This is a genomic window from Limnobaculum parvum (assembly GCF_003096015.2).
GTDB lineage: Bacteria > Pseudomonadota > Gammaproteobacteria > Enterobacterales > Enterobacteriaceae > Limnobaculum > Limnobaculum parvum.
Genome location: NZ_CP029185.2, coordinates 2,710,793 through 2,723,623, shown reverse-complemented (window position 1 = coordinate 2,723,623; position 12,831 = coordinate 2,710,793). Strand labels below are relative to the sequence as shown.

The 12,831-nt window shown below is 44.6% G+C and carries 9 protein-coding genes; 7 read left to right on the top strand and 2 right to left on the bottom strand.

Translation table 11 applies throughout. The features are described from left to right. Positions 1-89: 89 nt before the first annotated feature. The 4 genes from lpdA (at position 90) to HYN51_RS11390 (ending at position 6,508) form a co-directional block, all read left to right on the top strand. On the top strand, positions 90-1,514 hold the full coding sequence (gene lpdA, locus HYN51_RS11405) for a dihydrolipoyl dehydrogenase (protein ID WP_108900135.1): 1,425 nt from the start codon (positions 90-92) through the stop codon (positions 1,512-1,514). Positions 1,515-2,027: 513 nt separating this feature from the next. Next, positions 2,028-3,422, top strand: a complete 1,395-nt coding sequence (chiP, locus tag HYN51_RS11400; RefSeq protein ID WP_108900134.1) for a chitoporin ChiP — start codon at positions 2,028-2,030, stop codon at positions 3,420-3,422. Positions 3,423-3,477: 55 nt separating this feature from the next. Next, the gene (chiQ, locus tag HYN51_RS11395) at positions 3,478-3,807 is read left to right on the top strand and encodes a ChiQ/YbfN family lipoprotein (protein WP_108900133.1); all 330 of its coding nucleotides are present in this window, start codon (positions 3,478-3,480) and stop codon (positions 3,805-3,807) included. Positions 3,808-3,829: 22 nt separating this feature from the next. Continuing rightward, a complete protein-coding gene (locus HYN51_RS11390; protein ID WP_108900132.1) occupies positions 3,830-6,508 on the top strand; it encodes a beta-N-acetylhexosaminidase in 2,679 nt (892 codons plus the stop codon). 237 nt (positions 6,509-6,745) lie between these two features. Here the strand turns inward: HYN51_RS11390 and HYN51_RS11385 are convergent, their stop codons facing one another. Continuing rightward, complete coding sequence (locus tag HYN51_RS11385) at positions 6,746-7,051, bottom strand: hypothetical protein (protein ID WP_108900131.1); 306 nt, start codon at positions 7,049-7,051, stop codon at positions 6,746-6,748. A gap of 351 nt (positions 7,052-7,402) precedes the next feature. On the opposite strand from HYN51_RS11385, the gene acnB reads away from it, so the two are divergent. Beyond that, complete coding sequence (acnB, locus tag HYN51_RS11380) at positions 7,403-10,003, top strand: bifunctional aconitate hydratase 2/2-methylisocitrate dehydratase (protein ID WP_108900130.1); 2,601 nt, start codon at positions 7,403-7,405, stop codon at positions 10,001-10,003. Between the two features lie 324 nt (positions 10,004-10,327). Next, positions 10,328-10,690: a YacL family protein gene (locus tag HYN51_RS11375; protein ID WP_108900129.1), complete on the top strand. Its 363-nt coding sequence runs from the start codon at positions 10,328-10,330 to the stop codon at positions 10,688-10,690. On the opposite strand, the gene yddG is transcribed toward HYN51_RS11375, so the two are convergent. Then, positions 10,687-11,577 (bottom strand): aromatic amino acid DMT transporter YddG, encoded by an 891-nt coding sequence (yddG, locus tag HYN51_RS11370; RefSeq protein ID WP_108902041.1) that lies wholly within the window; start codon positions 11,575-11,577, stop codon positions 10,687-10,689. The genes HYN51_RS11375 and yddG overlap by 4 nt on opposite strands. A gap of 579 nt (positions 11,578-12,156) precedes the next feature. Here yddG and HYN51_RS11365 point away from each other — a divergent pair. Continuing rightward, a complete protein-coding gene (locus tag HYN51_RS11365) occupies positions 12,157-12,786 on the top strand; it encodes a ferredoxin-like protein (RefSeq protein WP_108900128.1) in 630 nt (209 codons plus the stop codon). The last annotated feature ends 45 nt before the right edge of the window (positions 12,787-12,831 follow it).

Here is a 12,831-nt window from a genome sequence, read left to right as displayed (position 1 = left end):
ACTGAAGTGGTCACACAGGTTCCGGCAATGCACACTATGATGAAACAGAACCAACGCCGGTCGGCCGAGAAAAATTTAAGAGGTCATAGATGAGTACTGATATTAAAACTCAGGTTGTGGTACTTGGAGCAGGTCCCGCAGGTTATTCAGCAGCTTTCCGCTGCGCGGATTTAGGTCTGGACACCATTATCGTTGAACGTTATTCCACTCTGGGTGGCGTATGTTTGAACGTAGGTTGTATCCCGTCAAAAGCGCTGCTTCACGTAGCTAAAGTGATTGAAGAAGCAAAAGCACTGGCCGTACACGGTATTGTTTTTGGTGAGCCAAAAACCGATATCGATAAAGTGAGAGTCTGGAAAGAAAAAGTTATCGACCAACTGACTGGCGGTCTGGCAGGTATGGCCAAGATGCGTAAAGTTCAGGTAGTTAATGGTTATGGTAAGTTTGTTGGCCCGAATACCATTGCGGTTGAAGGTGAGAATGGCGTAACTAACATTAATTTTGACAACGCTATTATTGCTGCGGGTTCGCGTCCTATCCAGTTACCATTCATTCCTCATGAAGATCCACGTGTTTGGGACTCTACTGACGCATTAGCGCTGAAATCGGTACCTAAGCGCCTGCTGGTTATGGGCGGTGGTATTATCGGTCTGGAAATGGGCACGGTTTATCACGCGCTGGGTTCTCAGATCGACGTAGTGGAAATGTTTGATCAAGTCATTCCTGCCGCAGATAAAGACGTTGTTAAAGTATTTACCAAGCGTATCAGCAAGCAGTTTAACTTGATGCTGGAAACCAAAGTAACCGCAGTTGAAGCGAAAGAAGACGGTATTTATGTGACGATGGAAGGCAAGAAAGCGCCTGCCGAGCCACAGTGCTACGATGCCGTTCTGGTTGCTATTGGTCGTGTACCAAATGGCAAACTGCTGGAAGCGGGTAAAGCAGGTATTGAAGTTGATGATCGCGGCTTTATCCACGTTGATAAGCAAATGCGTACTAATGTTCCTCATATTTTTGCTATCGGAGACATCGTTGGTCAACCGATGTTGGCTCACAAAGGTGTTCATGAAGGTCACGTAGCAGCAGAAGTTATTTCTGGTAAGAAACACTACTTCGATCCGAAAGTTATTCCATCGATTGCCTATACTGAGCCAGAAGTGGCATGGGTTGGGCTGACAGAGAAAGAAGCAAAAGAGAAAGGGATCAACTATGAAGTATCCACTTTCCCGTGGGCGGCCTCCGGTCGTGCGATTGCTTCTGACTGTGCGGATGGTATGACCAAGCTGATTTTCGATAAAGATTCTCACCGTATTATCGGTGGTGCCATTGTAGGTACCAACGGTGGTGAACTGTTAGGTGAAATTGGTTTAGCGATTGAAATGGGCTGTGATGCAGAAGATATCGCATTAACTATTCATGCTCACCCAACATTGCATGAATCAGTTGGTTTGGCTGCGGAAGTTTACGAAGGTACAGTGACTGACTTACCTAACCCGAAAGCGAAGAAAAAGTAATTCACTGGTTATTCGTTTATATTAAAAAAACCGCTAAGGCGGTTTTTTTATGTGGAAAATTTATTGAATCACCCATTACTGCCATTTTTCGGTACCTCTCCCTTTTCTTGCATTACTCCCAACCTAATTGAAGCGATATAACCATTTTTGCGAAAAATAATGCGCCATCATTTTTCGTTATAGAAAATATGTTAATTGAATGACAAGTTATTTAATTTGAATAATTATCTTTGTGATAACACATCGATTGGTTTTTGTATTCAATGTGTTTTTAGTGTCATTATTTCTTTATAAATAACAATAAATTATTTCGTTTAGTCTGTTTTCTTTGTTGTTTTCGCCTTTTTTATCATTTTGTGCCACATGTCATGATTTTAACATTTACTTATAAAATGCGTTGATAATTCGCGTCGCGAAAAATATGCTTGAGCTTACGAAACATTACAAAGGCTCATTCAGTGGGGATTCTGAGATGGGCAATTTTAACCATGTGATATCTTGGAGACGTTGAGGATGAGAACAATTAATAGTTTCAAGCGAAAGTATTTGGCATATGTTATCGCAGGAGCCACTTTAGCGTCAGGGCAGTTTTTTATTCCTGAAGCAGCGGCGGAAGGTAAAGGCTTTGTTGAAGACTCGACAATGACCGGTGGTATTTATTACTGGCAGCGTGAACGAGATCGTAAAGATGCCAGTACTGGAAACTATGAGACTAACCTGTCCCATTCGACTTGGAACGCTAATCTTGATTTCTCCTCCGGTTATGCTGCCGATATGTTTGGTTTAGACATTGCTGCGTTCACCGCAATTGAAATGGCTGAAGCCAACGATAGTAAGCATCCAAATGAAATTGCTTTTTCTTCGTCAAACCACGCTTATGATGAAGATTGGTCTGGTGATAAGAGTGGTATTAGCCTGTATAAAGCCGCGGCTAAATTTAAATATGGTCCGGTTTGGGCGAGAGGCGGTTATATTCAGCCATCTGGTCAAACTCTATTAGCTCCACACTGGAGCTTATTACCTGGTACATATCAGGGGGCTGAGGCTGGTGCTAATTTTGACTTTGATAAAGCAGGGGCGCTGAGCTTTTCCTACATGTGGACCAACGAATATAAAGCGCCATGGCACCTTGAAACCGATGGTTTTTATCAGAATGATCAAAAGACCAAAGTTGACTATTTGCATTCGGTGGGTGCTAAGTATGATTTTAAAAATAACTTAGTGTTAGAGGCGGCTTTTGGTCAGGCACAGGGCTATGTAGATCAATATTTTGCCAAGAGTTCTTATAAATTTGACGTATTGGGTAACCCGTTAAGCACCAGTTATCAATTCTACGGTACACGGGATAAAGTTACGGGCGGTGGGGTTAACGATATTTATGATGGCTTAGCATGGTTACAAGCGCTAACTGTTGGTTACAAAGCGGGGCAATTTGATTTCCGTCTAGAAGGAACTTGGGTTCAAGCCGATGGCAATCAGGGATATTTCCTACAGCGTATGACGCCAACCTACGCATCTTCTAACGGTCGCTTAGATATTTGGTGGGATAACCGTTCAGACTTTAACGCTAACGACGAGAAAGCCGTATTTGCCGGTGTAATGTATGACCTGAGCAAGTGGGATTTAGCGGGATGGGCAGTGGGGGGGTCTTATGCCTATGGATGGGATGCTAAACCAAGCACTAATGAAGCATATGATCAGAGCCAGAAGGTAAAAGAAAGCGCTTATAGTCTGGATGCCCTGTATACCATCCAAGATGGTCGTGCTAAAGGTACATTGTTTAAGCTGCACTTTACTCAGTATGACAACCATTCTAATAACTCAACTGGGAGCAACGGCTACGGCAACATGTTCCAAGATGAACGCGACGTTAAGTTTATGGTTATTGCGCCATTCACCATTTTCTAATGCTTTTACCTCAGCCTGAGTTTTCAGGCTGAGGTTTTTTATAGGATTATCCGCCATGCAAAAAATTTTACTTATTATTGCGATGACCATTACTTTAGGTGCTTGTGCCCCTCAAACAGAAACCGTGCAGGAAGATGTCTCTCTCAGAGATGCCTACAGCGCCTGTATTAATACTTCTAAAGATTCTCCAGAAAAACTTCAGGCCTGCCAGTCAGTATTAGATGTTTTGAAGAAAGATAAAAAGCATCAAGAGTTTGCAGAGAAAGAGACGGTTCGGGTGCTGGACTATCAGCGTTGCCTGCAGGCAGCTAAAACCGGTAATGGCCAAGCATATGAGAAACAATGCGATAAGGTCTGGCAAGAAATTCGCGCAAATAATGGTTAATTAAAAACGGAGCAAGATAAGCATGAATAAGTTCAAACTAAGTACCCTTGCAGTCTTAGCCGCCACCTGCGGTTTTGTTGGCAGCGCCAATGCTGACCAAAAAACCGTTGACCAGTTGAGCCATCTTAAAGTTAATTACAAGATTGTTGATAATCTGGCTGCCGAACACGGGGTAGATTGTAGCGCTTTGGGTGCCGACTGGGCCTCTTGTACTAAGCTCACGTTTACGCTGACTAACCCTTCAGCAGAAATTAAAGGTAAAGATTGGGCGATCTATTTCCATAGTATTCGTCAGATCCTGCGGGTTGATAACGACCAGTTCAAAATTAGTCTGGTGACCGGTGACTTACATAAGCTGGAACCAACTGACAAATTCACCTCTTTCCCTGAAAATAAAACCGTCGAAATCCCAATTATTGCTGAATACTGGCAGATCTTTAAAACTGACGCGATACCGCGTTGGTATGCCGCGTCTGAAGGCGCGAAAGCAAAAGTTATCGCCAGTACTGACACCGAAGATTTAAGTAAATTCAGCGATCCATTGGCCGGTGAAAACTATGGTGATGTATGGAAACGTACTAAAGACGACCATAACATCTTGATGAACACCGCTAACCGCTTTGATAAGAACGCCGATGTGAAAGTGTTACCTGCTGCGGATCTGCGTGGGCAAATCATTCCAACGCCAATGGAAGTGACGGTTCATGAGAAAGATGTGGATCTGAGCAAGGGTATCTCTCTGGAAGCGAAAGATCTGGATAAAGTAGCAACCGATGCCGTACTGAAGCATTTTAAAGCGTTAGGTGTTGCTGACAATGCCTCAGGTTATCCGGTGAAAGCAGCAATTTCTGCCGATGCGTTTAAAGGCCCAATGGCTGTTTCTGGCGCTTATGAACTGAAAATCGGTGAAAAAGGGGCTGAAATTACCGCATACGATCAGGCCGGTGTGTTCTATGGTCTGCAATCCATTCTTTCTCTGTTACCTGCTGACGGCAGCAAGAAAATTGCCACGCTGGATGCTAAAGATGCACCACGTTTTGAATACCGTGCCATCTTCCTTGATGTGGGTCGTAACTTCCATACTAAGGCAGCAGTACTGCGTCTGTTAGACCAAATGTCGACCTATAAGCTGAATAAATTCCACTTCCACTTAAGTGATGATGAAGGCTGGCGTATTGAGATCCCTGGGCTACCTGAGTTGACCGATGTGGGCAGCAAGCGCTGTCACGATCTGGATGAGAAGAGCTGCCTGTTACCTCAGTTAGGTTCGGGGCCGGATAGCAACAATAACGGTAGCGGTCACTTCACCCGTGCCGACTATATCGAGATTGTAAAATACGCGAATGCACGCCAAATCGAAGTGATCCCTGAAATTGATATGCCTGCTCACGCACGTGCCGCAATCGTATCAATGGAAGCACGTCACGATCGCCTGATGAAAGAAGGCAAAGAAAAAGAGGCAAATGAGTTCCGCCTGTTGGATCCAACGGATACCTCTAATACCACTTCCGTTCAGTTCTATAACCGTATGAGCTACCTGAACCCATGTCTGGAGTCATCCAAGCGCTTTGTAGATAAGGTGATTGGTGAAGTTGCCGCCATGCACAAAGAAGCGGGTCAGCCAATCGGGACTTGGCACTTTGGTGGCGACGAAGCGAAAAATATTCGCTTAGGTGCAGGCTATCAGGATCTGAAAGCTGAAAAGAAAGAAGCATTTAAAGGCACTATCGATCAGAGTAAAGAAGACAAACCTTGGGCTAAATCTCAGGTATGTCAGACGATGATCAAAGAGGGCAAGATTGAAGATTACGAACACCTGCCAAGTCATTTTGCTCTGGAAGTTAGCAAACTGGTTAATGCTCACGGCATTGAAAGAATGCAGGCATGGCAAGATGGCTTGAAAGACGCTAAAGATGCCAAAGCATTTGCCACTAAGCGTGTTGGTGTTAACTTCTGGGATACGCTGTACTGGGGCGGGTTTGACTCCGCTAACGAGTGGGCAAATAAAGGCTATGAAGTGGTTATTTCTAACCCGGATTACGTCTACTTAGACTTCCCGTATGAAGTGAATCCACAAGAGCGCGGTTACTATTGGGGTACACGCTTCAGTGACGAGCGTAAACTATTCAGCTTTGCACCAAACAACTTACCTCAGAACGCAGAAACATCAGTCGACCGCGATGGTAATGCCTTCGCTGCCAAGAGTGATAAAGAATGGCCGGGAGCTTATGGTATGTCCGGACAACTCTGGAGTGAAGTGGTGCGTACTGACGACCAAATGGAGTATATGATTTATCCTCGCATGATGCCGCTGGCAGAACGTGCGTGGCACCGTGCTTCATGGGAACTGGATTATCAGAAGGGCAAAGAATTCAAAGGTGGCGCAACAACATTTGTTGATAAAGCTGCATTGAATAACGACTGGATCCGTTTTGCCAATATTGTTGGCCAACGTGAGCTTGCGAAGCTGGATAAAGCCGGTGTTTCTTACCGTTTACCAGTACCGGGAGCGAAAGTGGTTAATGGCAAACTGGAAGCTAACGTTGCTCTGCCTGGCGTTATCATCCAATACACTACTGATAACGGTAAGAGCTGGAAACATTATGATGCTAACGCGAAACCAGAAGTGAAGGGTGATGTGTCTGTTCGCAGTCAGAGCCATGATGGTAAGCGCTTCAGCCGTCCTGAAAAGGCTAACTGAAAGGTTTTATAGTTGATAACGTTCTCTGTTTTGGCCACGGCAGAGAGCGTGAACTTAGTGGCTACTTTCTCATAGGAGTGGTAAACCTCTGGCACTATCGGTGCCAGAGGTTTTTTTCATTTATAAGTCAGAGAACCCACAGGCAATAACAAAGGGAAATGGCTATCGGACAACATATGTGCCAATCAATATATTCTTTATCTGTCTTGATGAACCCTGACCGTTTAGTTTTGTTCTTTAGTTTCCTTCATCTTTAAAACTAAAGAAAAAGAACATGGAAAGCATGGAACCAATGGAGATTAAAACGATTAATAGGTAGTGCAGGCCAAACTCTAGCGAAGAGAGCAGTGGGTTCCATTCAACCTCTGATTCAACTATATGCAGTGGTGACTCATGCAGCGGTGATTCAATGTCACCCGAAGTGCGATAGAGGTCAGTATTAAAGTGGTAAAGATTGAAGCGAGCCACCACGAGTACAATGATGGTGATTGCTATAACTAACAGTATGTAATGAGAGGGGTTTAACCCTTTTTTGAGGTTCATTCCTGCGTCCTTGCTTGAATGATATAAAAGAGCTCAAATATACCTGATTACCCATGAAAAAACGAATGCTATTTTTTTTGCGAAAATGTAAAAAAAATGTAATAAAATACTATGCTTGATGGGGCCAGTTAGGGTAGTTTGGAGTAAGGTATTATTTGCTTCATAAAGGCCATAATGAGCATATAGACTTAGTGTGACTAGATTAACAAAATGCGTGTATATCACTAGGCTAACCGAGTGCGCTGGTGCAACTTATTCGAGGTGATAACATACCGCTGATTAACAAAATTGTGGTCTTTAACGCTATAAAGTTCACTGCTTAATATAACAATGATAGTGGGGGAAGTCGTCGTGCTAGATGAATACCGTAAACACGTAGCTGAGCGCAGTGCCGAAGGCATTGTGCCAAAACCGTTGAATGCTGAGCAAATGGCAGGTTTAGTAACGTTATTGAAAAATCCACCCGTTGGGGAAGACGCATTTCTTCTCGATCTGTTAACTAACCGTGTACCGCCTGGTGTTGATGAAGCCGCTTATGTTAAAGCTGGTTTTCTGGCTGCCATTGTTAAACGCGAAGCAACATCACCGCTGATTTCACCAGAAAAAGCCATTGAGTTACTGGCCACGATGCAGGGTGGATACAATATCCAGCCCCTGATCGATGCATTAGATGATGACAAGCTGGCTCCGATTGCGGTGAAAGGCTTATCCCATACGCTATTAATGTTCGATAACTTTTATGATGTTGAAGCAAAAGTTAAAGCAGGAAATAAACACGCTCAACAGATTATGAAGTCCTGGGCTGATGCAGAATGGTTCCTTTCTCGTCCTCCGTTAGCGGATAAGCTAACCATGACCGTTTTTAAAGTCAGCGGTGAAACCAATACCGATGACTTATCACCCGCTCCTGATGCCTGGTCTCGCCCTGATATTCCTCTACACGCCCTGGCGATGTTGAAAAACCCTCGCGATGGTATTGTGCCGGATGAGCAGGGAAAAGTCGGTCCGATCAAAAAACTGGAAGAATTAAAGCAAAAAGGTTTTCCACTGGTCTATGTGGGTGACGTAGTGGGTACCGGCTCTTCCCGTAAATCAGCCACTAACTCCGTTTTATGGTTTATGGGTGATGATATCCCATTTGTACCAAACAAACGGGGTGGCGGTGTGGTGTTGGGTGGCAAAATTGCCCCTATTTTCTTTAACACGATGGAAGATGCTGGCGCGCTACCGGTTGAAGACGTTGACGTTTCCAAACTGAATACCGGTGATGTTATTGATATCTATCCGGTAAAAGGTGAAATCCGCCGTCATGATAACAACGAATTGCTGGCCACTTTTGCTCTGAAGACCGATGTTCTGATGGATGAAGTGCGTGCCGGTGGTCGTATTCCATTAATCATCGGACGAGGTTTAACCACCAAAGCCAGAGAATCACTGGGTTTACCACGCAGTGATGTATTTGTACTGGCGCAGTCAGCTGATGCCTCCAGTAAAGGCTATACTCTGGCACAGAAAATCGTAGGTAAAGCCTGCGGCGTGAAGGGCGTGCGTCCTAAAGAGTACTGTGAACCGAAGATGGCTTCGGTAGGTTCTCAGGATACCACCGGTGGTATGACGCGCGATGAGCTGAAAGATTTAGCCTGTCTTGGCTTCTCTGCTGATTTAGTCATGCAGTCATTCTGCCACACTGCCGCTTATCCTAAGCCGGTAGACGTCCAGATGCATCACTCACTGCCAGATTTTATTATGAACCGTGGTGGAGTGTCTTTACGCCCTGGTGACGGTATCATTCACTCATGGCTAAACCGTATGTTGCTGCCGGATACCGTTGGTACTGGCGCTGACTCACATACCCGATTCCCAATTGGTATATCTTTTCCTGCGGGTTCGGGTCTGGTAGCGTTTGCTGCGGCAACCGGGGTTATGCCACTGGATATGCCTGAGTCCGTATTGGTGCGCTTCACCGGTAAAATGCAGCCGGGTATTACGCTGCGAGATTTGGTACATGCCATTCCTTATTATGCGATTAAGCAAGGCATGCTAACCGTAGAGAAGCAGGGTAAGAAGAATATTTTCTCTGGTCGTATTTTGGAAATCGAAGGCTTACCAGACCTGAAAGCAGAGCAAGCTTTTGAACTGGCAGATGCATCGGCAGAGCGTTCAGCTGCAGGTTGTACTATTAAGCTGAACAAAGAACCGGTGGAAGAGTACCTGAGATCTAACATCGTTATGCTGAAGTGGATGATTGCTGAAGGCTATGGCGATGTGCGTACCATCGGTCGTCGAATTGAAGCGATGGAGAACTGGTTAGCCGACCCTCAGTTGCTGGAAGCCGATGCTGATGCAGAATATGCGGCAGTATTGGAAATCGATCTGAACCAAATCAAAGAGCCTATCTTGTGTGCGCCAAACGATCCGGACGATGCCCGTCTGCTGTCTGAGGTTACCGGAGATAAGATTGATGAAGTCTTTATCGGTTCCTGTATGACCAATATTGGTCACTTCCGTGCAGCCGGTAAGTTACTGGAAAAAGTGAAGGGTAAACTACCAACGCGCTTGTGGGTGACACCGCCGACTAAGATGGATGCAAATCAGTTAAGTGCAGAGGGCTATTACAGCATCTTCGGACAAAGCGGTGCGCGCATTGAAATGCCTGGCTGTTCACTGTGTATGGGTAACCAAGCACGCGTCAATGAAGGTGCTTCAGTGGTATCTACCTCTACTCGTAACTTCCCGAACCGCTTAGGTAACGGTGCTAACGTCTACCTCGCTTCCGCTGAGCTGGCCGCAGTAGCCGCATTGCTGGGTCGTCTACCAACGGTAGAAGAGTACCTTGGATATATGGCTGAAGTAGATAAAACGGCGGATGACACCTATCGCTACCTGAACTTTGACCAATTAAACGAGTACACTAAAAAAGCCGAAGGCGTAATTTTCCAAACGGCGGTGTGATAGCACTCTGTTCCAAAACAAAACCACGCCCTCGGGCGTGTTTTTTTACATAAGTGGCCCTTCAAAGTGCGAATCGGAGGGAGAGGTAGGCAAGTGCAGATGGCCTTCTGGTCAAGCACAATGCGCTTATGAGTATGAAAGCCATTACGACTGAAAACCGACTAAAGCGGATAAGAATATTGCCGCGATAATTCTCCTCTAACATAGCAATACCCCAAAAAGATCATAGTACGCCACTCCATTCCATGACTATTATAGAGACATCAACCACGGGATTATCCCGCCGCAAAACTAACGGAAACAGCACCACAACAGGAGCATATTATGGACTATGAACTCAGGATCGACGTTACTGGTCAGGTCTTTGCCAGCTTTTCTATGGGACATGAAGCTATCGGCCACTGGCTAAATGAAGAAGTAGAAGGTAATTTAGCCTTGTTGGATGAAGTAGAGCTGGCTATACAACAGGTTCGTGGCAGTGAACGTCAATGGCAAAAAGTGGGTCATGAATATACATTGTGGCTGGATGGCGAAGAGGTGATTGTGCGTGCCAACCAAATCGGCTTGGAAGGCGATGAAATGGAAGAAGGCATGTTTTACTACGATGAAGAAAGCCTATCCTGCTGCGGCGTAGAGGATTTTCTCGAGGTGCTCAAAGGTTATCGCAATTTCGTTGCAGGACGTTAGCTGTTGCTGGTTTTATGCCTACTGGCAGACCAGCAAAGCAGGGAGCCTAAAATAACCATCACTAACCCAGACCAAAAGGCATTGCCCGGCCAAGTGCTGAGCCACAGGCTGGCAATCAGAATAGAGAACAGCGGCGTAAAATACGAGAGCGCAGCTACCAGAGTTACGTTCCCCTGGCGCATTGCCTTGTCCCAGCAAAGGTAAGCAATGGCAGTGGTTCCTCCCATAAGCAGTAATTCTAACAGCGTTGATGTAGACGGTATCGTTGTTGGAAGATCGGAGAAAACAAACGTCATCACCCACAGGCAAACAGAGGTTGCCAGCAAAAACAGAGGTAAAACGCCTTTTCCCTGACAGTATATTCTTACCAAATTAGAATAAAGTGCCCAAGACAACGCCGCGATTACAGCCAGCAAATAAGCGATAGGGTTTTGCTCTGCATGGGTAATAAACTGCTGAAGGCTAAGGGATCCACCGCTCACCACCCAAACCACGCCGCAAAACGCCAAGAGTATTCCCGGCCATAACCACCAGCGGGCTTTTACTTTTAATAATGGTAGGGCAGCCGCTAAGGTCAGGCTAGGCCACAAGTAATTGATTAACCCAATTTCTAATGTTTGAGCGCGATTAGTTGCCATACCAATAGCAAGCGCAAAGCAAACCATATAGATAACAAACAGTGCACCACAGCCCCAAAGATAAGCAGGACGCTGCTCTCTGACTTTTGGCATACCAACAACGCACAACACGAGTAGACCACTTACGCTATATATCGCAGCACCGGCACCAAAAGGCCCTAACGCTTCAGCAATACTGCGAGTGAGCGCTACGCTCATACTCCACAGTAAAATGGCAATAACACCGCACAGAGTGGCAAGTTTGTTCATAAGATTAGACATAGTAAAAAAGAGATAATGGGCATGGAGTTTACCATTATCTTCCCTGTTTAGCAGATCTGACATGAGACGGCAGCAGATAAATTTATATTTATTTGTTCTGGAATAATCAAAATATCAAATGATTTTGTATCAAGGAATTATTTTTTAGCCAGAGCTAGAGTTAAGTATTATAACGATTTAATCCGGGTAATAACAATAAAACGGATTTTACAAACCTATTAAATATATCGAGTTAGATGAAATTAATTTGATTTTTTATCATAAAGCACCAATTTATTTTATTTGGTTGGTTTTTTATTCCATGATTTTATTGCTGAAAATTATCATTACAACGCTTTTATTAATAAAAAACACTTTTAAATTCCTTCAAATGATAATGAAAATCAATAACCTTATTTATATTGTGGCTATTGTTTTTTAATTGATAACGATCACGGATTATTATCTCGAAAGAGATGATGATTAAAAATAGATACCCCCTTAGAGGTATCAAGGTTTTGCCCATTTTATAAAAATAATTTTAGTAGCGTTGTTATTTAAGCGAGTACGGAAAAGGATGTGAATTAAATGCCTAATAATGCTGAACGCCCATTGTTAGCAATGGGTCTAACACGACTCGAGTTTTTACGTATCTCAGGTAAAGGTCTTACCGGATTGGCAATAGCGCCTTCTCTGTTATCCCTTTTTGGTTGTAAACAAGAGGATGTCGATAACGGTACGGTTGGCTTGATAACAACGCCAAAAGGCGTGCTGGTAACGCAAAGAGCACGATGTACCGGTTGCCATCGCTGCGAAACCTCCTGCACAACCTTCAATGACGGTTCCGTTGGTACCTTTTTTTCCCGAATTAAAATCCACCGTCACTACTTCTTTGGTGACCAAGGCATCGGCTCCGGCGGCGGTCTGTTTGGTGATTTAAATTACACCGCGGATACCTGCAGACAGTGTAAAGACCCTCAATGCCTGAAAGTCTGTCCTATTGGCGCTATCTCTTATAACGAAAAAGCGGGCTGTATTGCCGTCGATCATAAACGTTGTATTGGATGCAGTGCCTGCACCACAGCCTGCCCATGGATGATGGCCACCGTAAATACAGAAACTAAGAAATCATCGAAATGTATTTTGTGTGGTGAATGCGCTAATGCCTGTCCTACTGGGGCATTAAAGATCATTGAGTGGAAAGATATCACTGTTTAATCGGCATTCTCCGTAAAACAGCACCTTTTTGATTTATGTGTTCTA

What these genes read in the sequence shown, in the direction of transcription:
- HYN51_RS11385 (WP_108900131.1), bottom strand. Translation starts at nt 7,051, where the DNA reads ATGAACCTCAAAAAAGGGTTAAACCCCTCTCATTACATACTGTTAGTT.
- HYN51_RS11365 (WP_108900128.1), top strand. Translation starts at nt 12,157, where the DNA reads ATGCCTAATAATGCTGAACGCCCATTGTTAGCAATGGGTCTAACACGA.
- yddG (WP_108902041.1), bottom strand. Translation starts at nt 11,577, where the DNA reads ATGAACAAACTTGCCACTCTGTGCGGTGTTATTGCCATTTTACTGTGG.
- HYN51_RS11375 (WP_108900129.1), top strand. Translation starts at nt 10,328, where the DNA reads ATGGACTATGAACTCAGGATCGACGTTACTGGTCAGGTCTTTGCCAGC.
- chiQ (WP_108900133.1), top strand. Translation starts at nt 3,478, where the DNA reads ATGCAAAAAATTTTACTTATTATTGCGATGACCATTACTTTAGGTGCT.
- lpdA (WP_108900135.1), top strand. Translation starts at nt 90, where the DNA reads ATGAGTACTGATATTAAAACTCAGGTTGTGGTACTTGGAGCAGGTCCC.
- HYN51_RS11390 (WP_108900132.1), top strand. Translation starts at nt 3,830, where the DNA reads ATGAATAAGTTCAAACTAAGTACCCTTGCAGTCTTAGCCGCCACCTGC.
- chiP (WP_108900134.1), top strand. Translation starts at nt 2,028, where the DNA reads ATGAGAACAATTAATAGTTTCAAGCGAAAGTATTTGGCATATGTTATC.